This is a genomic window from Paraburkholderia sp. SIMBA_030 (assembly GCF_046535245.1).
Classification (GTDB): Bacteria; Pseudomonadota; Gammaproteobacteria; order Burkholderiales; family Burkholderiaceae; genus Paraburkholderia.
The window spans coordinates 74,204-97,241 of sequence record NZ_JAWRXB010000028.1 but is presented as its reverse complement, the minus strand read 5'-3'; the positions used below and the strand labels follow the sequence as shown (position 1 = coordinate 97,241).

Sequence of the window (23,038 nt, the reverse complement as noted above, 5' to 3'; positions counted from 1 at the left end):
TTGTCGGAACCGCCGTGCAGCGCGCCGCGCGCGACGCCTGACGCGGCTGATGCCGCAGCGCGGAAATCGCTGCTGCCGTGCCATCCTTACCGGCAGCCTGCCTGAGACAAGCTGGATTTACCGTGCCGCCGTGGCGGGCCGGCGCCAGCGATGGAACAGCACTGAGCCGATCCAGCACGCCATGAACGTCGCGACGATGCCGTAACCGAGCAGGCCGAAGCGCTCGTTGAGGCTTGCCGCCGCATCCCAGATGCCGCCGTTCAAGCCGAGTTTGTCCGACAGCAGGCCCAACGCTTCGACGCCGCCGATCACGATCGCCACCACCGCCGATACGAACGTGATGCTGGCGTTGTAATAGAGCTTGCGTTTCGGGTCGTCCATCGCCCAGCCGTATGCGTGGACCATCAGCACGTTGTCGGTCGAATCGACCAGCGTCATGCCGGCGGTGAAGAGCGCCGGAAACACGAGAATCGAATACAGCGGCAGACCTTTGCCCGCTTCGGCCGCGGCGATCGCCAGCAGGCCGATCTCGGTCGCGGTGTCGAAGCCGAGTCCGAACAGTACGCCGACCGGGTACATGTGCCAGCTCTTCGTCACGAGCCGGAACATCGGCCGCAATGCGCGCGACAGCAGACCGGCGGGCGCGAGGGTGTCCGTCGTTTCGGCAGTCGGTTCGCCGCCGCGTTGGACGTGACGGTAACGGCGCCAGACGTCGCGCAGAATCACGAGGTTCACGCATGCCAGCACCAGCAGAAAGACCGCCGATACGATTGTGCCGATGGCGCCGCCCACGGCCTTGAAGGTGTCGAAGCGGCCTTGCAGCGAATGCGCGGTCCACGCAATGCCGATCGTCGCCGCGATTACGATCGACGAATGACCCAGCGAGAACGACAGGCCGACGCCAAGCGGCCGTTTACCTGCTTGCATCAGCTTGCGCGTAACGGCATCGATCGCTGCGATGTGATCTGCATCGACCGCGTGACGCAGCCCGAATCCATACGCGAGCAGCGCGGTGCCGAGCAGCAGCGGATAGTGGCGAAATGCGATCAGCGCCCACGCCCACGCGCCGAGATTGGCGGCGATCAGGACGGCATACAGCGTGATGAGGCGAGGGCGTAGCGAAGCGGTCGGCGTCATGAGTCGCGTCGGGCGGAATTAATGATCGTGCGGATGCCTGTGAATCGGATCGACCCAGTAGACCGTTTCCGGCGCTTCGACCGCGTCGATGTTCAGATTCACCACCACCGCCTCGTTGTCGCTGCGCACCAGCACGCATTCGAGCGGATCGTCGGTGCTCGCGTTGATTTCCTGATGTGGCACGTAGGGCGGCACGAAAATGAAGTCGCCGGGGCCGGCCTCGGCGGTGAACTCGAGATGCTCGCCCCAGCGCATGCGTGCCTGGCCGCGCACTACGTAGATCACGCTTTCGAGCGCGCCGTGATGATGCGCGCCGGTCTTCGCATTCGGATGGATCGTCACGGTGCCGGCCCAAAGTTTTTGCGCGCCGACCCGCGCTGCGTTGATCGCGGCCGCGCGGTTCATACCCGGTGTCTGCGCGGTGTTGCTGTCGAGCTGGTCGCCTTTGATGACCTTGACGCCGTGTTCGCGCCAGTCGATGGGGGCCGACGCTTGCTCGTCACGGTAATGCGGGTGTTCGTGCTCCTGGCTCATAGTGTGTCTCCTCATGGGCGTGAATCCGGGCGATAAGCGCGGCGCCATTTGACATTTTTGCACGTTCAAAAACGCGTGTGTGACTTGCCGATGCGTGCGCCCGCGCTTCCGAACCAACCCGCGCATCTCGTTGCTTCTCTTGCCGCCACCCATTTTCAGGCAAATCACTCATATCCACGATCTTCACGCTGCGATAAAAAAAGCCCGTCCCACGAGGGACGGGCTTTTTAGTTCTGGCCTACGTTGCAGCACATGGCGCGTTGCAAGCTTCAGCGCTTATTTCTGCTTTGCGTTGATCACTGCTTCGGCCACGTTGTTCGGCGTTTCAGCGTAGTGCTTGAACTCCATCGTGTACGTCGCGCGGCCTTGAGTCGCTGAACGCAGCGACGTCGAGTAACCGAACATTTCTGCGAGCGGCACTTCGGCGCGCACCAGCTTGCCACCGCCGCCGGCGATGTCTTCCATCCCTTGCACGAGTCCACGACGGCTCGACAGGTCGCCCATCACGTTGCCCATGAAGTCTTCCGGCGTTTCCACTTCGACGGCCATCATCGGTTCGAGCAGCACGGGCTTGGCGCGGCGCATGGCTTCCTTGAACGCGATCGAGCCGGCCATGCGGAACGCGTTTTCGTTCGAGTCCACGTCGTGGTACGAACCGAAGGTCAGCGTGACCTTCACGTCGACCACCGGATAGCCTGCCAGAACACCGGCCTTCAGCGTCTCAACAATGCCCTTGTCGACCGCCGGGATGAACTCGCGCGGAATCACACCGCCCTTGATCGCGTCGACGAACTCATAGCCCTTGCCTTGCGGCGCCGGTTCGAGCGTGATCACCGCGTGGCCGTATTGGCCGCGGCCGCCCGACTGCTTGACGAACTTGCCCTCGACATCCTCGACCTTGTTGCGCACCGTTTCGCGGTACGCGACCTGCGGCTTGCCGACCGTCGCCTCGACGCCGAACTCGCGCTTCATCCGGTCGACCAGAATTTCCAGGTGCAGCTCGCCCATCCCGGAGATGATGGTCTGGCCGGATTCCTCATCCGTTTGCACGCGGAACGACGGGTCTTCCTGCGCCAGGCGATTGAGCGCAATGCCCATCTTTTCCTGGTCGACCTTGGTCTTCGGCTCGACTGCCTGCGAGATCACCGGCTCCGGGAAGATCATCTTTTCAAGGATGATCACGTGGTTCGGATCGCACAGCGTGTCGCCCGTGGTCGCTTCCTTCAGGCCGACTGCTGCGGCAATGTCGCCCGCGTAGACTTCCTTGATTTCCTTGCGCTCGTTCGCGTGCATCTGCAGGATCCGGCCAAGGCGTTCCTTCTTTTCCTTGATCGCGTTGTAGACGGTGTCGCCCGAATTCACCACGCCCGAATACACGCGGAAAAAGATCAACTGGCCGACGAACGGGTCGGTCATGATCTTGAAGGCAAGCGCCGAGAACGGATCGTCGTCTCTCGGATGACGTTCGATTTGCTTGTCGTGCTCGTCGTGACCGGTGATGGCGGGCACGTCGACGGGCGACGGCAGATAGTCGATCACCGCGTCGAGCATGGCTTGCACGCCCTTGTTCTTGAACGCGCTGCCGCACAGCATCGGCACGATCTCGTTGGCGATCGTGCGCACGCGGATACCGTGCTTGATTTCCTCTTCGGTCAGCGTTTCGCCGCCCAGGTATTTATCGAGCAACGCCTCGCTCGCTTCAGCGGCGGCCTCGACCATCTTGTCGTGCCATTCCTTGGCGGTGGCCGCGAGTTCTGCCGGGATATCCCTGTACTCGAACTTGATGCCCTGGTTTTCTTCGTCCCAGACGATCGCTTTCATCTTGACGAGATCGACCACGCCCTGGAAATGCTCTTCCGCGCCGATCGGAATCTGGATCGGCACGGCGACGCCCTTCAGACGATCGCCGATCTGCCTCTGCACGCGGAAAAAGTCCGCGCCGACGCGGTCCATCTTGTTGACGAATGCAATGCGCGGCACCTTGTACTTGTTCGCCTGGCGCCACACGGTTTCGGACTGCGGCTGCACGCCGCCGACCGAGTCGTACACCATGCAGGCGCCGTCGAGCACGCGCATCGAGCGCTCCACCTCGATCGTGAAGTCGACGTGGCCCGGGGTGTCGATGATGTTGATCCGGTGTTCCGGATAGTTGCCGGCCATGCCCTTCCAGAAGGCGGTCGTGGCCGCCGACGTGATGGTGATGCCGCGCTCCTGCTCCTGTTCCATCCAGTCCATCGTCGCCGCACCGTCGTGAACCTCGCCGATCTTGTGGGTCACGCCGGTGTAGAACAGGATGCGTTCAGTGGTGGTGGTTTTGCCGGCATCGATGTGAGCGCTAATGCCGATATTCCGGTAGCGCTCGATGGGAGTCTTGCGGGGCACGTGAATCTCCTTGGAATAGCGCGCCTGAAGGCGCTTGCCGGGCGGCAGTCCGTGCTGCCCGGGCAGTCTGGTTGCTGCGGTGTCGAGAATACTAGGATAGCGCGTCGGCCCGTCTTTTGCAGGAATCTTGCCAGCCCGAGCCGAGCGCCTGCCGACGGGGCTTCGGCGGCAGGAATGGCGTACGCCGGGCAAAATGAAAAAAAGCCGGCGCCCTGCAAAAGGCACCGGGCTTTTTTAAAGCTGTGGCGAACGAAGCGGCGAGCGCCGCCATGGTTGACGCAACTTATTGCGCGGCCGGCAGCCCCTGGATCTTCATCCCCGGTTTGATGCCCTTCGACGTGAACCATCCTTTGCTCATCTCCAACGCATACACGCCGTTGTTCTTCGGGCAGTGATTGTTGGTGGTCTCGGCCTGCATCTCGTCGATGTCGGTGACCGTGCCGTCGGCGCGCATGAATGCGATCGACAGCGGGATCAACGTGTTCTTCATCCAGAAGCAATGCACTGCGTTTTCATTGAAGACGAACAGCATGCCTTCGTTCGGTGCGAGGTTCGTGCGATACATCAAACCTTGCTCGCGGTCCGCGTCGTTGGCGGCGACGGCGGCGTCGATCACGAACATGCCCGCTGTCAGCTTGGCGCGCGGAAAATCGCCGGGCTGCTTCGTACCGGCCGGCATCTGCTGCGCATGGGCGGGAACAGCGCTAGTGGCGGCGAACGACAGCGCCGCAAGCGGCAGTGCAACGGCAAACGCGAAACGCGCAATCAACGAGCGCATGGAAAATCGCACGGCATGACTCCTGGCTGGAAATTAACCCGCGAATGTTACGCGAGCGCGTCAAAAACAAAAAGGCAGATTGCCTTGCGGCGATCTGCCTTTCAACGCCGTAAGAACGGCAATGAAGCGAGTTCTTGACTGCGTTTTTTACAACAAACTTACTCCGAAGCGCCCGAAGCTGCAGCAGCTGCTGCCTTCTTGTGCGACTTCTTGTGAGCGTGGTGCTTGGTGCTCTTCTTTGCCGACGAAGCTGCTGCTGCCGGAGCTGCCATCGGAGCTGCCGAAGCTGCTGCCGGTGCCGAAGCTTGTGCGAATGCTGCCGTTGCGAAGAGACCAGCGACCAGAGCGGCGATCAGTTTGTTCATTTTGTGAATCCTCAGCTTTAGTTAATTAACCAAATGACCCGGTTATATGTAGAGTCATGTCGGTAAACGTGCCATCCACCTTTCGGTTGACAGCCGCATCGAACAAATTTTTCGACGCGTCTGCTTTAGCGCTCAGACTCCTTGTACTTCCCGCGAGAGCGGCGTGCACAAAGGCCCTTAAGGCTGAATGCCGGATAGCTTCGGGCGGCATCTGCGTCGAATAACGCGTGAGCTCGCGCACCGGTTGACGTATTTTTTCGCGAATGTTTATCGGGGACACGCGAATGGAAATGGATCGCCGGGCAGTGCGCGCGGCTGCTATTGTTTCACGCATGTTTCACAGCAGTTTCACGCGGAATTTTATTTGCGAATACAACGAGTTAGATTTTTCGATGTTGATGCAAAAATACACTAGGCGTGTATGCAAAGTGCTTTAAACGATGCCGTCCCACGGCGCCTTGAGCGGCAATTCGGCGCTCTCGCCAGGTTGCAGCCCGAGAGAAAAAATATCGAGCGCGCCCACGCCGACGCGCACGAGGCGCAGCGTCGGAAAACCCACCGCCGCGGTCATGCGGCGCACCTGGCGGTTCTTGCCTTCGGTGATCGACAACTCGATCCACGTGGTCGGAATCGCGGCGCGATAGCGGATCGGCGGGGTGCGTGCCCATAGTGCGTCAGTCGGTTCGACATATTCGGCGCGGCATGGCCGTGTGACGTAGTCGCCGAGATCGACGCCGCGCGCGAGCTTCTTCAGGGTGGTCTGATCGACCGCGCCTTCCACTTGCGCCCAATAACGTTTGACCAGTTTGTGGCGCGGCTCGGCGATACGCGCCTGGAGTGCGCCGTCGTCGGTGAGCAGCAGCAGCCCTTCGCTGTCCGAGTCGAGCCGGCCCGCCGGGTAGACGCCGGGCACCTTGATCCAGTCGGCCAGCGACGCGCGCGTTTCGTGCGGCGAAAACTGGCAGATGGTGCCGAACGGTTTGTTCAAAGCAAGAAGACGCATACGGGATCGGTGAAAGACACGGGTGCCGGCCAGGCGGGAGCGCTGTCCAGGCCTTGAGCGGCGCGGGTTCAATCGTAAATGGCGGAATAATAATGCATAGTAAGCGGCAGCAAGTCATTTATCTTATATAAGACCTAAGAGCAAGAAGCGCTTCAGCTTGCACGTAATGTAGGAAAACCCCAACCCGCGGCCGGGCTCGCTCCAGCATCGGCGTGGGCTAGAATAGCGGCCTGGCCGTCTGCGGGCGTCCAGCATGCGCGTAGCGAGGAGCGCCCGGTTTCGCAGTCTCCCATCAGCTTTCAGCACAGCCTTCACTGGAGTCCGATCATGCCGTATCAGCACATCAAGGTTCCGACCGGTGGTGACAAGATCACTGTCAACGCAGATTTCTCGCTCAACGTTTCCGACCAGCCGATCATTCCGTTTATCGAAGGCGACGGCACAGGCGCCGACATCACCCCGGTGATGCTCAAGGTGGTGGATGCGGCAGTCGAAAAAGCGTATGCAGGCAAGAAGAAGATCCACTGGATGGAAATCTACGCCGGCGAGAAGGCAACCAAGGTGTACGGCCCGGACGTGTGGCTGCCGGAAGAATCGATGCAGGTGCTGAAGGAATACGTCGTGTCGATCAAAGGTCCGCTCACCACGCCGGTGGGCGGCGGCATCCGTTCGCTGAACGTCGCGCTGCGTCAGGAACTGGATCTGTATGTCTGTTTGCGCCCGGTGCAGTACTTCAAGGGCGTGCCTTCGCCGGTGCGTGAACCGGAAAAGACCAACATGGTGATCTTCCGCGAGAACTCGGAAGACATCTACGCCGGTATCGAATGGGCGGCGGAATCGGAACAGGCCAGGAAGGTCATCAAGTTCCTGCGCGAAGAAATGGGCGTGAAGAAGATCCGCTTCCCGGAAACGTCGGGCATCGGTATCAAGCCGGTGTCGCGCGAGGGCACGGAGCGTCTGGTGCGCAAAGCGATCCAGTATGCGATCGACAACGAGCGCCGCTCGGTCACGCTGGTGCACAAGGGCAACATCATGAAGTTCACGGAAGGTGCATTTCGCGACTACGGTTATGCGCTGGCGCAGAAGGAATTCGCCGCGGAGTTGATCGACGGCGGCCCGTGGATGAAGATCAAGAACCCGAAAACGGGTGGCGACATCGTGGTGAAAGACGTGATCGCCGATGCGTTCCTCCAGCAGATCCTGCTGCGTCCGGCGGAATACGATGTGATCGCCACGCTGAACCTGAACGGCGACTACGTTTCGGACGCGCTGGCGGCGCAAGTCGGCGGTATCGGTATCGCGCCGGGCGCGAACATGTCGGATTCGGTCGCGATGTTCGAAGCCACGCACGGTACGGCGCCGAAATATGCGGGCAAAGACTACGTGAATCCGGGTTCGGAAATTCTCTCGGCAGAAATGATGCTGCGCCACCTTGGCTGGACTGAAGCGGCGGACCTCATTATCAAGTCGATGGAGAAGTCGATCCTGCAAAAGCGGGTCACGTATGACTTCGCGCGTCTGATGGAAGGCGCGACGCAAGTATCGTGCTCGGGTTTTGGGCAGGTGATGATCGAGAATATGTAAGTACGTCCAGCGTGTTCCGGAGAAATCCGGCAAACCCCGATGCACACTATGTGCCGTCGGGGTTTTTTGTTTTTTAACGTCCGACAAAATGGAGGGGGATCCAGGTCTTAGGGAGGGAAAACGGCGGGGAACCAGGCAACTTTTCCCCTCCATCCCCTCCATTTGGAGGGGAGCAAAAATGAGCCGTAGCCGACACTTCAACTACACGCTGACGCCTACGCGTCTGAACAATGCCAAGTCCAAGGAGCGTGCGTACAAGCTCGCGGATGGCGGCGGCCTGTTCGTGCTGATCCAGTCAGGCGGGTCTAAGACGTAGGCCTTCCAATACCGGCTGGACGGCAAGCGTCGGGAGGTGATTATTGGCCGCTATCCGGAAATCGGCGTTGCTGACGCCCGCGATCGGCACGCCGAATACCGGGCGATGGTGGAGCAGGGCGCGCACCCGTCCACCACGGCGGCGGTCAAGCTGCTGCAGCTTTTGTATCCATGGGATCGCATGCAGGGTGTTGCTTTGGACTTCGAAGAAGAAATCGTAAAACGCATCAAGCAAATTGATGATGAGGCGGTGCTCATATTCGACACTGTCCAGCACAGCCGCTTGGATGGCTTCACGTCTGCACACGTCGGCAAAAGCGGGATGTCCCATTTTGAAACAGGCCCGGCGGTCTGCGTTTAACCATACGTCCGATTTTGCGACAGCACGGGCCGTTCACGACCGGCGTCATGTTCTGTGCATATCAGTCGCGCCTTGCCCATCAAGTAGACCGCGCCCACGCCTGGCGATTTCAGGATCATTGGCACAGAGCTTGCACAGAAAGCGATAGAAAAAGTCGCAAGCGTGCCGGGCGGGTCTTGCAGTGGCCGACCACATGCTCGAACTCGAAACACAACATGATTGATGGAGACGAAACGTGAAAGCTGCAGTGCTGCACCAGTACGACGAATCATTGACCCGCGACGAGTTCGTGCGCTACGAGGAGATCGCGGATCCGAAAATCGAACACCCCACCGAGGTGATCGTCCGTATCGGAGGCGCCGGTGTCTGTCGCACCGATCTTCACGTCGTTGAAGGCATATGGCGCAGCAAGGTCGACGTGGCTTTGCCCTACATCATGGGCCACGAGAATGCCGGTTGGGTCGAGGCGGTCGGACGCGGCGTCGAAAGCGTAAAGGTTGGCGATCCGGTGATCTGTCATCCGCTGGTGACGAGCGGCCATTGTCTTGCATGCCGTCGCGGCGACGATATGCATGCGACCGACAGCCGGTTTCCTGGTATCAACGCGAATGGCGGCTATGCCGAGTATCTGCTGACCGGCGAACGCTCGCTGATTCAGTTGCCGAAGTCGCTCGCGCCCAAGGACGTCGCACCTTATACCGACGCCGGACTCACTGCTTATCGCGCTGCAAAAAAAGCGTCGCGCCACCTGCTTCCCGGCCAGTTCGCGGTCGTGATCGGCGCCGGCGGCCTGGGTCACATCGGCATCCAGGTATTGAACGCACTGTGTGCGGCGGAAATCATCGTGGTCGATCGGTCCGAGACCGCGCTGCACCTTGCGAAGGAATGCGGCGCGCACCATACCGTCAAGGCCGATGGAAACGAAGTCGAGAGCGTGCTTGAGTTGACTGGTGGCAACGGCGCAGAGGCAGTCATCGATTTTGTCGGCGAAGGCGAAGCGATCGCCAAGGGACTCGCCATGACGCGCAACGCCGGTTTCTATTACATCGTCGGCTATGGCGGGAAGATCGAGTTGCCGACCATCGACATGATCACCAGCGAGAAAACGATTGTCGGCAATCTGGTGGGCACCTATCCCGAGCTGGTCGAATTGATGGCTCTGGCCGACCGTGGACTGGTTCATCTGGCGACCCGGGAATACCGCTTGAGCGAGGCGAACCAGGCGCTCAAGGACCTGCACCACGGCAAGGTCAAGGGCCGTGCGGTACTGATTCCGTAGCGGATCGGCCTGGAGGGAGAACACCGTGGCGCAGCAAGACGTAATGCCGCTCTTTGAGCGCATGCGACTGGTCATCGCACTGACTGAGGTCAACTCCCACCACTTGCGCGGCGAGAGCCGGCGCGCGGGCGCGGAGATCGAGTTGGCGTGCGCGCTGGCAAGTGAGATGCGCGACGGCGTCTCGCCTGATGGGACGCACAACATCGCGCAATTGCGCGAACGGCTGAGCGACGCCGAACGCGCGTTGCAAGCGATCGAATCCGAGCGCGTCCGGCTCGAAGACGAGTTGGTCAATCTCGACGCGACGCTTCCGGGCGCGAAGCAGGGGGGCTGACAATGAATCGAATCCCGGTCACTGTTCTCACGGGCTTTCTCGGCGCGGGTAAGACCACGCTGCTCAATCGCATTCTGCGTGAGCCGCATGGCCGGCGCTACGCGGTGATCGTCAATGAATTCGGCGCGATCGGTATCGACGGCGATCTTGTCGTGGGCGCTGAAGACGAGGTCGTCGAACTGAATAACGGCTGTATTTGCTGCAAGGTGCGGGGCGACCTGATTCGCGTGGTGTCGGGGCTCGTCAGACGCAAGGGCGGTTTCGATGGAATCCTGATCGAAACATCCGGCTTGGCGGACCCCGCGCCCGTGGTGCAGACATTCTTTATCGACGATCTCATCCGGCAGCACACGCGCCTCGACAGCGTGATCTGCGTCGCCGATGCCTGCCACCTGCAAGCGCGCCTGTCCGACAGTCGCGAAGCTGCGGAGCAAATCGCACAAGCTGACATCGTGCTGCTCAACAAGACCGACCTGGTCGACATGGCTGGGCTCGCGGCGGTACAGGACGAAATCCGGCGCATCAACCCGACCGCGGAACTGCTGCCTGGTGTCAGATGTGTGGTGCCACTCGCTACGCTACTCGATCGTGGTGCGTTCGATCTCAAGCGTATGCATCTCGCCGCGTCGCAAGGCGAGGGCAGCGAGTTGCCGCGTGGCGAGCGCAGCTATCGCTATGTTCCCGTGGCTTCCCGCGTTGATTCTCTCGCCACCACCCATCCCGGACAGCACAGTCACGACATAGACAGCGTGTCGCTGCGCGTCGACAAGCCCCTCGAGCGCACCCGCTTCCTCTCGTGGCTGCAGCAACTGGTGGTCGAGCAAGGCCAGGATCTGCTGCGGGCGAAAGGCATCGTCGACTTGGCCGGATCGGAGCGCCGCTTCGTATTCCAGGGCGTGCACATGACGATGGACACGGACTTCGACCGGCCTTGGCGAGTGGACGAGCATCGCGACAGCCGGCTGGTGTTCATCGGGCGCAATCTCGATCGGCGCGGCTTGCGCGAAAGCATCAGATGCTGTGAGATCGACTCATGAATGCGCCCCCGCCCCTGATCGAATTGCTCGGCGCGCGTTGGGTGGCGGAGGCGCCCGTGGTCGCGGCTGTCTGGGACGCCACTGGGCTATACGCCGGCTTCGCGCTGGGCGACGGCACGCTGGCGCTCGCGAGCGGCACATGGGAAGGCGGGCCACGGTTCACGCCGCGCGAGAGCGGCGGTGTCGAGTTCGTGCAGGCGCAAGCGCCGCCCACGCCACTGGCCCGCTTTAGCGTCCACGAGAGCACCTGCCTTGGGCTTGCCGCCGACCCTGCAGGAGGATTTCTCAGCGGCGGAGACGACGGCCGCCTCGTCCATCTGAACGTCGATGGCGCCAGCGAAGTCCTGGTGGACCTGGCCGGCGAGTGGATCGACCTCGTAGCCGCGAGTCCGGCGGGTGGACATGCTTATGCAACTAGTCGTCGGGTCCACTTGCTGGGGGCGAAGCCCGACAGTCTGACGCTGCCTGGTTCGGCGACTGCCCTCGCTTTCGACCCTGCCGGCACCCAGTTGGCGATCTCGCATCAGGGCGGAGTCACGCTATGGTCCGCTGACACGCATGAACAACGCTGTCTGGCGTGGCCCGGCTATCACCGCATCGTTGCGTGGAGCCCTGATGGCCGCTATCTGGTGAGCGGCATGGAAGAAAACGCGCTGCACGGCTGGCGGCTCTCCGACGGCGCCGACATCGAAATGGGGGGGTACCCCGGCCAACCTCGATCGCTATCTTTTTCTTCGGACGGCCGGTTTCTTGCGACGAGCGGTGGTCTGCGCCCCGTCTGCTGGCGGTTCGATCCGCCCGGCGGCGATGACCAGCCGCACGAATGCGGCCTGGCCAGCAAGACACCGGTCAGTCAGGTGGCCTGCCATCCCACTCATCCGCTGATTGCGGTGGGTTACTACAGCGGCGCGGTGCTGCTGTGCCAGCCAGGCAGCGGGGAGGTCCTGCTCATCAAACATTCCGGTAGCAGTCCGGTCAGCGCCATTGCATGGTCTCCTGACGGCGCCCGACTCGCGTTGGGCACGGAGGCCGGCGAGCTTGCTCTGGTGTTTTTGCCGGACTTGTTGTTCCGATTCAAACGTCCGGGATGAGCGCGCAACGAGATTCATCACATGCGAGGAAGGAGACAGCTATGAATGAGCAATACCCGTCCAAGGATCAGTTCTTCGAGCGGTTGGGCTCGCTCGCCGATGCGATGATCGCAGCTTACGGCAAAGATTTCGCGATGGGTGCGATGATTCTCGCCGCGCGCTTTATCGCCGAGGGCAAGCCGCCAGGTGACAACTTTCCCAGCGTGATTCATAAGGCAGAGAGTCGCGGTGGCATCGTCCTGTAGTAGAGGTCCGAATCTGAAGTTTTCGTGGCGCTTCTGACCGTCATTCACGAGGGCTGTCTTCCCGTCCTGCAAGAGGATGCGCCCGTGTGCGAGTGGTTTGCGCAGAATGCTGGCTGGCCATTGCGTCGACCTACGGCACTCGCGCATGGGGTACCCGGCGCAATTTTCCATCCCCTGTCGAAATAGATAATTCGGTGTGCTGAGCGGGTGCCAGGCACCACATCGGGCCATCCCGCGTGCGCGACGATCGAATCCTGCCTGAACGGCCCGGCGGATCGAAGCGTCCCAATATCGGACAGGTGCGGTCGAACGTGAATGTCGCATAACAAAACAGAACACCCATGCTGACGTTTCCAAAAAGGCCTGTTTGCACTACTTAGCCTTGTCAATCCTGAACCAACGTTGCTTGGCACGCTTATCGCTCTATTGGGTCAAGTCACAAGGAAAGCGTTGCAGTCCCGAAGCGCAAAACGAAAATGGCAGGAGACACGCTCATGAAGAGCGGATCTGGGCATACGTCCTTCAGCATTTCTCCCGCCAATTTTCGCTAGCGAGCGTGACTACGCCTGCGTTGTTGACTCTGGCCGCGGCACTAGCCAGCCCTGCCCCGAAGCGTTGCCGTACGACGGTTATCGCGAAATGGAACAAGGAGAGCTCAATGTCTGATGGATTAACGCTAAACAAGATCACCTCCCAGCGAGGGATCAGTATCGGTGAAGCGGCCCGCCGCGTCGCCGATCTCGGCTGGACACCCAGTTACGTCCAGGAAGCGATGACCTTCCCGACCGACTACAAGATCAGCAAGGCGCCGCGCGACCCGATGAAGCAGGTGCTGCGCTCGTATTTTCCGATGCAGGAGGAAAAGGACAACCGCGTCTACGGCGCGCTCGATGCAGCGTTGCGCGGCGATATGTTCCGCAATGTCGAGCCGCGCTGGGTCGAGTGGATGAAGCTGTTCCTCGCGATCATTCCGTTCCCGGAAATCTCGGCGGCACGCTCGATGGCGATGCTCGGACGGCTCGCGCCCGGCGAAGAGCTGCGAACCGGCTTCACGATGCAGATGGTCGACGAGTTCCGGCACTCGACGATCCAGATGAATCTGAAGAAGTGGTACATGGAAAATTATATCGACCCAGCCGGGTTCGATATTACCGAGGCGGCATTCGGCAAATGCTACGCAACTACCATCGGCCGCCAGTTCGCCGAAGGGTTCCTCACCGGCGACGCGGTTACCGCGGCCAACGTGTTTCTGCAGGTGGTCGCCGAAACGGCATTCACCAATACGCTGTTTGTCGCCATGCCGTCGGAAGCCGCACGCAACGGCGATTATGCATTGCCGACGGTGTTTCTATCGGTGCAGTCCGACGAAAGCCGGCACATCGGCAATGGCCATTCGCTGGTGATGTCAATCATCAACGACCCGGACAACCACCTGCTGCTCGAACGCGACCTGCGCTACGCCTTCTGGCAAAACCACGCGATTGTCGATGCGGCAATCGGCACCTTCATTGAATACGGTACCGCGGATCGCGACAAGAACAAGGAATCGTATGCCGAGTTGTGGCACCGGTGGATCTACGAGGATTACTACCGTACCTACATGCTGCCGCTGGAAAAGTACGGCATCAAGATCCATCACGACGATGTAGCGGCCGCCTGGGATCGCATCGTCAAACAGAACTATGTCCATAAGGTCGCGCAGTTCTTTGCCGTGGGCTGGCCGGTCAACTTCTGGCGCATCGAAGCGCAAACCGAAAAAGACTTCGAGTGGTTCGAGCACAAGTACCCTGGCTGGTACGCCGAATTCGGCGATTTCTGGAAGTGGTATGCGAAGAAGAGCGTGCCTGGCGAAACCAACATGCTGTTCGACCAGGAGAGCGGTTACGTGTACCCGCACCGTTGCTGGAGCTGTCTGGTGCCGTGCCTGATCCGTGAAGATTTCGTGGTCGACGAGGTCGACGGTCAGCTCTACACCTACTGCTCGGAATTGTGCCGCTGGACTCACAAGGTGGCGTTCGCCTCCGAATACGAAGGGCGGCCGACGCCGGCAATGGGACGCTTCAGCGGACGCCGCGAATGGGAGGAGTGCTACCACGGCTGGGATCTGGCCGATTGCATCAAGGATCTCGGTTTCGTGCGCAGTGACGGCAAGACGCTGGTGCCGCAGCCGCATCTGCGATTCGACGACAGGAACATGTGGACGCTCGATGATGTTCGCGGGCACACCATCCAGAGCCCGATCGTTCTGCTGCGCGACATGACACCGGAACAGCGCGAGAAGCACATTGCCGAGTATCGCGCCGGTTTCAGGATCAATCCGGTGAACTGACGAGGCAATGTCGTCCGGAGGCAGCGGTGCGGCTACCCCGGACGAACGAGGAGCGCGAGATGAGCGACATAAGTGACACGCAAGAGAGGAGGACCGACATGCCGGACGCAGACGCGGACAAGGTACTTCATACGGTGCGATTCGAGCCGGTCGGCGTGGAGATGACGGTTGAGGAAGGCGAGACCGTGCTCGACGCGGCTTTTCGCCAGGGTATCTCGGTGATGCATGGGTGCAAGGAGGGGCAGTGCAGCAGTTGCAAGTCCTTGCTGATCGAAGGCGATGTCGAAATGAAGAAGTACTCGACCTTCGCATTGCCTGACTACGAGCGGGAGACCAATCACATACTGTTGTGCCGGACGCTCGCCTTCAGCGATCTGACGGTCGAACTGCTGAACTACGACGAAGACCTCATGCGCCGCTCGATAGCGGTCTGCGAATACGACGCGACGCTGACGAAAATCACCGCGTTGACGCATGACATCAGGCTGCTGGAAGTGGAGTTGTCGCGGCCGCTGCGCTTCTGGGCGGGTCAGTATGTGGACCTGACGATTCCAGGCCTCGGCATTACGCGATCGTTCTCGATGGCGAGCACGCCAAACGGTCAGAGGAAGCTCGAATTCATCATCAAGAAGTATCCCAACGGCGCGTTCTCGTCGCAACTGGACGGAGGCCTGAAGCCTGGCGACAGGCTGGTGGCGAAGGGACCGTACGGAACGTGTTTCAGGCGCGAGGACCAGCCGGGGCCGCTGGTGCTGGTGGGAGGAGGGTCGGGGATGTCGCCGCTGTGGTCGATCCTCAACGATCACGTTCAAAGCGGCGAGCAACGGCCGATCCGTTTCTTCTACGGTGCTCGCAGCCGTCGCGATCTGTTCTATCTCGACGATTTCGCGGAACTGGAGGATCGATTGACTGATTTCCGCTTCATTCCGGCACTTTCGAACGCCGAACCGGGTGACGACTGGACCGGCGAGACCGGCTTCATTCACGAAGTGCTTGGCCGCACATTACGTGAGGAATCGCTGGACGGTGAGATCGATGCGTACACATGCGGTCCGACGCCGATGATCGACGCGGTGATGCCGGTCCTGCAGATGGCGGGTGTCGCGCCCGAGCGGCTCTATTTCGACAAATTTACCCAGGCGATTCGCTGACGGAAGCCAAGGCATCGCGCCAGATCGAAAGTCCGATAAACGAAAGAGGAAGGAGGAGCAACATGAGCACGACGCTACAGGAAGTAGCACCGCTGAAGTCAGGCGCGGCCGGCGCGGCCCGGTTTGCGGGCTCGGAGAGCCGCAAGTACAACTACTTCGAGCCCAAGGGACGCAAGGCGACCCACTACGAGGACATGACCGTCGATGTCCAGCCAGACCCGAAGCGTTATCTGCTTCAGGACTGGATCCTCGCATTCGCAGACGGTACGCCGACCTATTCGGAAACGTGGACGGCAGTCAAAAGCACCGACTGGCATAAATTCCGTGCCGTCGACGAGGAGTGGGAACGCACGCACTATCAGCGTCAGTCGACGATCGTCGGCATGATCACCGGCGCCGTTAACAACGCGCGGCGCTCGGGCGCGGTGAAGCGCTTCGACAAGACCTGGATCAAGGTGCTGGAGCAGCATCTCGGCGCGTACAAGCATGCGGAGTTCGGTCTCGGTACCGCGACCATGCACGCGCAGCGCTACGGCTACACGCAGATGATCAATAGCGCGATCCTGACCAACGCCTCCTACAAGCTGCGCTTCGCTCAGGACTTGACGCTATACCTGGGTGAGATCGCGCTGGACCTGTCGAATATGGATCTTGACGCCGGCAAGGAGCATTGGCTGAACGATCCCATCTGGCAGGAAACACGCCGGGCGGTCGAAGCTATCGGCGGCGCAACCGACTTCCTCGAAAAGTACTTTGCGGTGAATGTCGTGTTCGAGCCGATGGTTGCGGATCTGTTCCGCAGCGGTTTCATCATGCAGGTTGCCGCTTCGCAGAACGACTTCGTGACTCCCACGGTGGTTTCCGCCGCGGAAGGGGACTACGAACGCAATCTGGCCAATGCCGTTGAACTGTTTCACATGCTGGCCAACGACGCCAGGCACGGCGAGGCCAATCGAAAACTGTTCGGCGAGTGGCTGGAGAAGCACGGTGCGCTTGCCGCTTCCGCGGCGAAGCACCTGCAGCCGATCTGGTCGATTCCGCATGTCAAGACGGCGCAGTTCAATGACTGCCTGAACAGTTCGATAGAGCGGGCGGAGATGATTGCCAGAGAGATTGGCGTTCACTTTCCGTTGGCACTCCAGGCCTGACGGGTTCCTTGCCCAGTTGATCTAACCGCGCGACCTAACCGCGAAGAGGAGTACGCAATGTCAGTGCATAGCGACAATATTTTCAAGTCGATGAAAGACGTTCGCTTCGAACAGACCATTTCCCACCAGTGCGGCGTCACGATGAACGACAGCGTCGAGGCCCGCGCGATCGCCGAATTGATGGCCCACAAGCCCGGGATCACGGTGACCTATCTGCCGGCCATGATCCGCATCGATGGGCAGGGCAAGATCGAATTCAAAATGGGCGAGATCAGCGAAGCGCTGGGCCGGGAGATGACCCCGCATCTGTTCGAGATATCCACATCGACCCATTACGGGCGCATGGTGATGGTCGATGACGAGACCGTCGTGCTGTTCGGCAATATGGACGACGCGATGGCTTACGAGTGAGCGTGCGGCCGGGTACCCAACCAGGCGACCGGCTGCCCTGACGGGCGGCGGGCCGCTCGTACAACCACGGAGACAATGTCATGTATCGAACCACGGACGGTGAAGACATCTTCATCATCGACGGACACGTCCATCTATGGGACGGGAGCAAGGCCAACTTGAAGAACGTGCATGGCCAGCAGTTCATCGATTGCTTTTACGCCTATCACTCGAACCTGAGTCCCAAGGAGTATTTGTGGCCGAAGGAGAAGTTCGACAACTACGGCCCGGAAGTCATGTATGACGACCTGTTCGTCAAAGGTTACGACGACATGGCGATCTGCCAGCCGACTTACCTGACGGACTTTTACAAGAACGGATTCAACACGACAGAGAAAAACTACGAGCTGAAGAAAAAGCATCCGAACCGTTTTATCATCAATGGGGCGTTCGATCCGCGCGACGGTGAGGCTGGACTCGACTACCTGGACGAGCTGTCCGAGACGTATGGAATCAAGGGCGTCAAGCTCTATACGGCAGAATGGCGCGGCGACAGCAAGGGTTACAAGCTGTCGGATCCCGGCGTTCAGCGCTACCTCGAACGCTGCGAGAAGCTGGGCATCAAGAACATCCACGTCCACAAGGGCCCGACGATCCTGCCGCTGAACCGCGACGCTTTTGACGTTGCCGATATCGACGACGCGGCGACCAGCTTCCAGAACCTGAACTTCATCGTCGAGCACTGCGGCCTGCCGCGTCTGGACGACTTTTGCTGGATCGCGACCCAGGAGACTAACGTCTACGGCGGTCTTGCGGTGGTGCTCCCGTTCATTCACTCGCGTCCGGAGTACTTCGCGCATGTGATCTCGGAGCTGCTGTTCTGGATCGGCGAAGACAAGATCCTCTACGGCAGCGACTACGGCATCTGGTCGCCCAAGTGGCTGATCGAGAAGTTCATGGCCTTCGAATTGCCGGAGTCGGTCAGCAAGGAAACCGGCGTGCAACTATCGCTGACGGCGAAGAAGAAGATTCTCGGGCTCAACGCGGCGCGGCTATACGGCATCGACGTCGAGGCGCAGAAGAAGTTGCTGGAAGACGTCCCGCAGCCGGCTGCGGTAGGGGCATGAATACCATGGCCGCAAAGACCGCCGTCGACCGTCAGACTGCCGAGGTGTGGGCTCAGCTCGCGTCGGTCACCGATCCCGAACTCGACGAATCGGTGACCGAGCTGGGCTTCATCACGCACGTGGACGTGGATGCAGAAGGGCGCGTTCAGATCGGCTTCCGGTTGCCGACTTTCTGGTGTGCCGCCAACTTCGCATTCCTGATGGCCGACGACATGCGCATTGCCGTAGCAGGCTTGCCGTGGGTGACCAAGGTGACGATCGGACTCGGCGAACATATGTATGCCGACGAGATCAACCGCGGCGTGGCGGCCGGGCGGTCATTCCAGGACACCTTTGGCGCTGAGGCCAGCGGCGAACTCGAGGACATCCGCCGGACCTTCATGATTAAGGCTCTTCAGCGGCGACAGGAAGCGCTCCTTACGTCTCTGCTCGATCATGGCCTTGAACCTGCGCTGCTGGTGCGCATGAGCGTGGCGGAACTCGTCGGCTTGCCGGACGATTCCGCAAGCCGGCGGCTCGTGGAACGCTACCTGGCGCGGCGCTTTGTCGTCGGAGGCTGTGCCAATGATGCGGCCCAGACCAACGAAGCAGCTTTCGTTGACAGTGAAGGTGCCTTGCTCGATGCGCACGGGCTGGGCGCCTATCTGCGTGCCTTGCGGCGGGTCGGCGTCAATGCGGAATTCAACGGTGCATTGTGCCGCGGCTTGCTTGCGGCGCGGTACGGCGACGCGGACGCAGCCGTGGCGCAGGTTGAGATCAAGCCCGTGCACTTCGTTCCGGTCAGCGACTGGAAGAGGGGCGTCAGGCTCGCGCAATCCGGCAACACGGCGGAATCGGTTTGAAATGTAGCTATCCAGAATATTCCAACAGGAGGAGATGAATCATGCCGAATATCATGCTGCATGACGACGAGGCTCGCATGGCTCTTGGCCGCGGTGTCGCCAAACTGGCCAAAGCGGTGCGAGGCACGCTCGGCCCTCGCGGAATGAACGCGATCATCGACCGGCCGATCGGCACGCCGATCATCTCTCGAGACGGCGTTAGCATCGCCAACGAGATCGAGCTGGAAGATCCGTTCGAAAACATCGGTGCGCAGGTGGTGCGCGAAGTGTCGAAGCAGACCAATGAAGTCGCCGGCGACGGCACCACCACGGCCACCGTGCTGGCCGACGCATTGGTCCAGGACGGCCTCGCCAGTCTCGCGGAGGGCGCCAACCCCGTTGAACTGGTTCAGGGGTTGGAGATCGCTGTAGAAGAAGTGATCACAGCGCTCAGGCGCATCGCGACGCCGCTGCGCGGGAGCGAGGAGGTGCGCGCCGTCGCCGTGGTCGCCGCCAATGACGAAGTCACCGGCGCGATGGTGGCCGAAGCGCTCGAACGGGTGGGTCCGGATGGCATTGTCGACGTCGAATACGGCACGACGGTCGAAACCCGTCTCGAAGTGGTCGATGGGATGGCGTTCGATCGCGGCTACCTCTCTCACCACATGGTCACGGATATCGAGAGAATGCAGGTGGTGCTCGACAACCCGCTCATTCTGATGACCGATCAGCGGCTGCAGTCGCCGGAAGAGGTGGCGGCGCTTCAGGCGCTCGCGGCTCACAGCAAACGCCCGCTGCTGATCATCGCGGAGGAGGTTGCCCCCGCCTGTGTCATGACCCTGCTTGCGTGGCGGGACAGCGGCGGGGTGCCAGTGGCGGCGATTCATCCGCCGGAGTACGGGCATTGGCGCAAGGCCATGCTCGAGGATATCGCCATCGTCACAGGCGGCCGGGTGATCGCCCGCGATCTGGGCGGCAAGCTCGACGCCACGGAGCTACGCGATCTTGGCAGCGCGCGGCAGGTGCGCATCTCGTCGAACCAGACCATCATTACCGCTGGCGGCGGCGATCCGGCTGCCGTTGCCGCGCGCCGTCAGCAGGTCGCGCGTCAGTATGAGATGGCCCCGGAGAACGTCGAACGGGACAAATTTCAGGTGCGTCTCGCCAAGCTATCCGGCGGCACCGCGATGATCCTCGCCGGCGGCGCGACGCCAGTCGAACAGAAGCGCCGGCTTCATCTGATCGAGGATGCAATCAATGCGGCGCGCGCGGCGATTGCCGAGGGCGTCGTGCCGGGAGGTGGGATGGCGCTGCTGCGCGTGTCCGCTGAGCTCGAAGGCGTGATTGCACGGACCCACGGTAGTGTGCAGCAGGGGGCGAGATTGCTGCAGCGCGTGCTGGCTAAACCGCTCTATCACATTGCGACCAATTGCGGCCTCGACGGCGCTGCGATCGTCTCCGAGGCGGTACGAGCGAAACCGGGCGTTGGTCTCGACGCGCGCACAGGCAAGTTCGTCAACCTGATGGAGGCGGGCATCATCGATCCGGTGAAGGTCAGTTATAGCGCGGTGCGCAACGCTGCTTCGGTCGCCGGCTTGATCCTGACCACCCAGACGCTGATCGCCAAGAAGCCGGACATGATCGATCCGACCGCTGGCCCGGCGCTTGGCGCCGGCGCCGAATTGCTCGGCCGAAAATAGTGACACCACGACCGGTCTTCGAGTCGAAGACCGGCTAAAAAAACAGCCGCTGCCAGCGTTGTTCGGGCGGTGATCAATAGAAGGAGACAACCATGGGTATTGGAGCGGCTCCCCGATTCAATGCCGTCGCGGTGACGGCTCGGCACCTCAGTGCAATGTCCCCGGCTCGCCTGCTCAAGTTCTCATCGGGATGGACGATCACACTTTGCGGGACATTTATTATTATGTCCGATGTGGGTGCAGCGATCGCTCGGTTGTTGTGAAGCGTCTCCGGTGCAATCAGAAGTGCGATGCCGTGAATGCCATGCCCGCCCGGTAAATCAGGCACTCCTGTCATTTTCATGAGCAAGGGGCAAAAGCTTGGACGATCGCGTTCGTAATGCAGCCAGACCGGCGACGAGAACCGAGCGCACAACGCTTGCGATAAGAGAGGTATTGGAAGGCCGCCGCCGCGGCGCGCTGATGCTTCTGCCGTTTGCCGGACCGGCAGTGGTGGTCTCTGTTGCCTATATGGATCCGGGCAACTTTGCGACGAATATTCAGGCGGGCGCCAGATACGGTTACGCGTTGCTCTGGGTGGTGCTGTTGGCAAACCTTGTGGCGATGCTGTTTCAGGCGCTGTCGGCGAAACTCGGTATTGTCACCGGGCGAAACCTCGCGGAGCTGTGTCGCGAACGGTTTTCGAAACCTGTCTCGCTGATCATGTGGGGTGTAAGCGAAATCGCCGCGATGGCAACCGATCTGGCCGAATTTCTCGGCGGCGCGATCGGACTGTCGTTACTGTTTCACATGCCATTGCTCGGTGGCATGATGGTCACGGGGGTAGTGACGTACGGCCTGCTGTTGTTTGAGAGCGCCGGTTTTCGTCCCCTTGAACTGGCGATCGGGGCATTCGTAGGCATCATTGGTTTGTCCTACCTTGCGGAGCTGTTCTTTACGCCGATTGCGTGGCCGAGTGTCTTCATCCATACGTTTTCCGCCGAATTGCCCGATGCGAATGCGCTCACGATTGCCGTCGGTATCGTGGGTGCTACAGTGATGCCGCACGCGCTCTTCCTGCACTCGGGGCTAACGCAACGGCGAGCACCCGCGAGAACGGAGCGCGAGCGGGCAAAGTTGCTGAAATTCTCGAACATCGAGGTCGTCATCGCACTGACCATCGCCGGACTCATCAATATGGCGATGGTTATCATGGCCGCTGGTGCATTCCACCACGGCTACCCGGAGGTCGCGGAGATTGAAACGGCCTATCACACGTTGGCGCCGCTCCTGGGCATTGGCGCGGCAGGCATTTTTCTGTTGTCGCTGATCGCTTCAGGTGTATCGAGTTCCGTCGTCGGCACAATGGCGGGTCAGATGATCATGCAAGGGTTCGTGGGCTTTCGCATCCCGCTGTGGCTGCGCCGCGCCGTCACGATGGTGCCCAGTTTCGTCGTGGTGGCGCTTGGGGTCAACGCGACCCATGCGCTCGTCATCAGCCAGGTTGTATTGAGCCTCGCGTTGCCGCTGCCGATGGCAGCGTTGCTATGGTTCACTTGCGACAAGGACCTAATGGGAGTCTACAAAAATTGCGCGTCCGTCGCGGTGATCGCGACGCTGGCCGCACTCACTGTTCTATCGTTTAACGTCGTGCTCGTGCTGCAAACGTTCGGCTTCGACATTCCTGGCTTGCCGCGCTGAGACAGCCCTTGCGTCGAAGATGGTGTCATAAGGCTGTTTTGTTTCGGTAAGCGAACGGTCAGTAAAGCTAGTCTGACTGTGCTGCGCGCCGGGTTTTCGCGCACAGACTGGATGGAGATGTAGGCATATACTAAACAGCGATCGCGCTACCCGGTTTTGCTTGTAGAGCAAGCGAAACGCCCAGCTGCGACACATTTGCGAGTCACGCCGAAGCCGGCCGTAGAGCAGGTTCCGAGCTGATCAATCG

Annotated in this window: 22 protein-coding genes; 16 read left to right on the top strand and 6 right to left on the bottom strand. The window is 60.7% G+C overall.

What is annotated here, in order from left to right; all coding sequences use genetic code 11:
* Nucleotides 1-117: 117 nt before the first annotated feature.
* The 6 genes from SB772_RS35315 to SB772_RS35290 form a co-directional block, all read right to left on the bottom strand.
* Nucleotides 118-1,137: a HoxN/HupN/NixA family nickel/cobalt transporter gene (locus SB772_RS35315; RefSeq protein WP_410837753.1), complete on the bottom strand. Its 1,020-nt coding sequence runs from the start codon at nt 1,135-1,137 to the stop codon at nt 118-120.
* An 18-nt stretch (nt 1,138-1,155) separates the two neighbouring features.
* Nucleotides 1,156-1,671, bottom strand: a complete 516-nt coding sequence (locus SB772_RS35310) for a cupin domain-containing protein (RefSeq protein ID WP_410837752.1) — start codon at nt 1,669-1,671, stop codon at nt 1,156-1,158.
* A gap of 276 nt (nt 1,672-1,947) precedes the next feature.
* A complete protein-coding gene (fusA, locus tag SB772_RS35305; protein ID WP_410837751.1) occupies nt 1,948-4,053 on the bottom strand; it encodes an elongation factor G in 2,106 nt (701 codons plus the stop codon).
* A gap of 283 nt (nt 4,054-4,336) precedes the next feature.
* Entirely contained in the window at nt 4,337-4,843 is a 507-nt protein-coding gene (locus SB772_RS35300) for a DUF192 domain-containing protein (RefSeq protein WP_410837750.1), read from the bottom strand.
* 146 nt (nt 4,844-4,989) lie between these two features.
* On the bottom strand, nt 4,990-5,196 hold the full coding sequence (locus tag SB772_RS35295) for a hypothetical protein (RefSeq protein WP_410837749.1): 207 nt from the start codon (nt 5,194-5,196) through the stop codon (nt 4,990-4,992).
* A gap of 433 nt (nt 5,197-5,629) precedes the next feature.
* Nucleotides 5,630-6,199 carry a pseudouridine synthase gene (locus tag SB772_RS35290; RefSeq protein ID WP_410837748.1) on the bottom strand — a complete coding sequence of 190 codons (570 nt, stop codon included), beginning with the start codon at nt 6,197-6,199 and terminating at the stop codon, nt 5,630-5,632.
* A gap of 327 nt (nt 6,200-6,526) precedes the next feature.
* On the opposite strand from SB772_RS35290, the gene icd reads away from it, so the two are divergent.
* From icd to SB772_RS35210, 16 genes are all read left to right on the top strand, one after another.
* Entirely contained in the window at nt 6,527-7,783 is a 1,257-nt protein-coding gene (gene icd / locus SB772_RS35285) for an NADP-dependent isocitrate dehydrogenase (RefSeq protein WP_410837747.1), read from the top strand.
* Between the two features lie 178 nt (nt 7,784-7,961).
* Nucleotides 7,962-8,099, top strand: coding sequence for an Arm DNA-binding domain-containing protein (locus tag SB772_RS35280; protein WP_410837746.1), 138 nt, complete (start codon nt 7,962-7,964; stop codon nt 8,097-8,099).
* 15 nt (nt 8,100-8,114) lie between these two features.
* Entirely contained in the window at nt 8,115-8,459 is a 345-nt protein-coding gene (locus SB772_RS35275; RefSeq protein WP_410837763.1) for an Arm DNA-binding domain-containing protein, read from the top strand.
* A gap of 235 nt (nt 8,460-8,694) precedes the next feature.
* Nucleotides 8,695-9,738 carry an NAD(P)-dependent alcohol dehydrogenase gene (locus SB772_RS35270; RefSeq protein WP_410837745.1) on the top strand — a complete coding sequence of 348 codons (1,044 nt, stop codon included), beginning with the start codon at nt 8,695-8,697 and terminating at the stop codon, nt 9,736-9,738.
* A gap of 25 nt (nt 9,739-9,763) precedes the next feature.
* Complete coding sequence (locus SB772_RS35265; RefSeq protein WP_410837744.1) at nt 9,764-10,072, top strand: hypothetical protein; 309 nt, start codon at nt 9,764-9,766, stop codon at nt 10,070-10,072.
* Between the two features lie 2 nt (nt 10,073-10,074).
* Nucleotides 10,075-11,109, top strand: a complete 1,035-nt coding sequence (locus SB772_RS35260; protein WP_410837743.1) for a CobW family GTP-binding protein — start codon at nt 10,075-10,077, stop codon at nt 11,107-11,109.
* On the top strand, nt 11,106-12,200 hold the full coding sequence (locus tag SB772_RS35255) for a WD40 repeat domain-containing protein (RefSeq protein WP_410837742.1): 1,095 nt from the start codon (nt 11,106-11,108) through the stop codon (nt 12,198-12,200). Before SB772_RS35260 ends, SB772_RS35255 begins: the two co-directional genes overlap by 4 nt.
* Nucleotides 12,201-12,241: 41 nt before the next feature.
* A complete protein-coding gene (locus SB772_RS35250) occupies nt 12,242-12,445 on the top strand; it encodes a hypothetical protein (protein WP_410837741.1) in 204 nt (67 codons plus the stop codon).
* Between the two features lie 658 nt (nt 12,446-13,103).
* Nucleotides 13,104-14,774, top strand: coding sequence for an aromatic/alkene/methane monooxygenase hydroxylase/oxygenase subunit alpha (locus SB772_RS35245; protein WP_410837740.1), 1,671 nt, complete (start codon nt 13,104-13,106; stop codon nt 14,772-14,774).
* A 98-nt stretch (nt 14,775-14,872) separates the two neighbouring features.
* Nucleotides 14,873-15,925, top strand: a complete 1,053-nt coding sequence (locus tag SB772_RS35240; protein ID WP_410837739.1) for an NADH:ubiquinone reductase (Na(+)-transporting) subunit F — start codon at nt 14,873-14,875, stop codon at nt 15,923-15,925.
* Between the two features lie 62 nt (nt 15,926-15,987).
* Nucleotides 15,988-17,073 carry a toluene hydroxylase gene (locus SB772_RS35235; protein ID WP_410837762.1) on the top strand — a complete coding sequence of 362 codons (1,086 nt, stop codon included), beginning with the start codon at nt 15,988-15,990 and terminating at the stop codon, nt 17,071-17,073.
* 57 nt (nt 17,074-17,130) lie between these two features.
* Nucleotides 17,131-17,484 (top strand): MmoB/DmpM family protein, encoded by a 354-nt coding sequence (locus SB772_RS35230; RefSeq protein WP_410837738.1) that lies wholly within the window; start codon nt 17,131-17,133, stop codon nt 17,482-17,484.
* Between the two features lie 80 nt (nt 17,485-17,564).
* The gene (locus tag SB772_RS35225) at nt 17,565-18,590 is read left to right on the top strand and encodes an amidohydrolase family protein (RefSeq protein WP_410837737.1); all 1,026 of its coding nucleotides are present in this window, start codon (nt 17,565-17,567) and stop codon (nt 18,588-18,590) included.
* Nucleotides 18,591-18,595: 5 nt separating this feature from the next.
* Nucleotides 18,596-19,432: a metal-sulfur cluster assembly factor gene (locus tag SB772_RS35220; RefSeq protein ID WP_410837736.1), complete on the top strand. Its 837-nt coding sequence runs from the start codon at nt 18,596-18,598 to the stop codon at nt 19,430-19,432.
* Between the two features lie 41 nt (nt 19,433-19,473).
* Nucleotides 19,474-21,111: a molecular chaperone GroEL gene (locus tag SB772_RS35215; protein ID WP_410837735.1), complete on the top strand. Its 1,638-nt coding sequence runs from the start codon at nt 19,474-19,476 to the stop codon at nt 21,109-21,111.
* Nucleotides 21,112-21,471: 360 nt separating this feature from the next.
* Nucleotides 21,472-22,791 carry an Nramp family divalent metal transporter gene (locus SB772_RS35210; RefSeq protein WP_410837734.1) on the top strand — a complete coding sequence of 440 codons (1,320 nt, stop codon included), beginning with the start codon at nt 21,472-21,474 and terminating at the stop codon, nt 22,789-22,791.
* Nucleotides 22,792-23,038 lie beyond the last annotated feature (247 nt).

Excerpts from the sequence above, each read along its gene's own strand:
- SB772_RS35315 (WP_410837753.1), bottom strand. The coding sequence starts at position 1,137 with ATGACGCCGACCGCTTCGCTACGCCCTCGCCTCATCACGCTGTATGCC.
- SB772_RS35310 (WP_410837752.1), bottom strand. The coding sequence starts at position 1,671 with ATGAGCCAGGAGCACGAACACCCGCATTACCGTGACGAGCAAGCGTCG.
- SB772_RS35295 (WP_410837749.1), bottom strand. The coding sequence starts at position 5,196 with ATGAACAAACTGATCGCCGCTCTGGTCGCTGGTCTCTTCGCAACGGCA.
- SB772_RS35290 (WP_410837748.1), bottom strand. The coding sequence starts at position 6,199 with ATGCGTCTTCTTGCTTTGAACAAACCGTTCGGCACCATCTGCCAGTTT.
- icd (WP_410837747.1), top strand. The coding sequence starts at position 6,527 with ATGCCGTATCAGCACATCAAGGTTCCGACCGGTGGTGACAAGATCACT.
- SB772_RS35280 (WP_410837746.1), top strand. The coding sequence starts at position 7,962 with ATGAGCCGTAGCCGACACTTCAACTACACGCTGACGCCTACGCGTCTG.
- SB772_RS35260 (WP_410837743.1), top strand. The coding sequence starts at position 10,075 with ATGAATCGAATCCCGGTCACTGTTCTCACGGGCTTTCTCGGCGCGGGT.
- SB772_RS35255 (WP_410837742.1), top strand. The coding sequence starts at position 11,106 with ATGAATGCGCCCCCGCCCCTGATCGAATTGCTCGGCGCGCGTTGGGTG.
- SB772_RS35250 (WP_410837741.1), top strand. The coding sequence starts at position 12,242 with ATGAATGAGCAATACCCGTCCAAGGATCAGTTCTTCGAGCGGTTGGGC.
- SB772_RS35245 (WP_410837740.1), top strand. The coding sequence starts at position 13,104 with ATGTCTGATGGATTAACGCTAAACAAGATCACCTCCCAGCGAGGGATC.
- SB772_RS35240 (WP_410837739.1), top strand. The coding sequence starts at position 14,873 with ATGCCGGACGCAGACGCGGACAAGGTACTTCATACGGTGCGATTCGAG.
- SB772_RS35235 (WP_410837762.1), top strand. The coding sequence starts at position 15,988 with ATGAGCACGACGCTACAGGAAGTAGCACCGCTGAAGTCAGGCGCGGCC.
- SB772_RS35230 (WP_410837738.1), top strand. The coding sequence starts at position 17,131 with ATGTCAGTGCATAGCGACAATATTTTCAAGTCGATGAAAGACGTTCGC.
- SB772_RS35225 (WP_410837737.1), top strand. The coding sequence starts at position 17,565 with ATGTATCGAACCACGGACGGTGAAGACATCTTCATCATCGACGGACAC.
- SB772_RS35220 (WP_410837736.1), top strand. The coding sequence starts at position 18,596 with ATGGCCGCAAAGACCGCCGTCGACCGTCAGACTGCCGAGGTGTGGGCT.
- SB772_RS35215 (WP_410837735.1), top strand. The coding sequence starts at position 19,474 with ATGCCGAATATCATGCTGCATGACGACGAGGCTCGCATGGCTCTTGGC.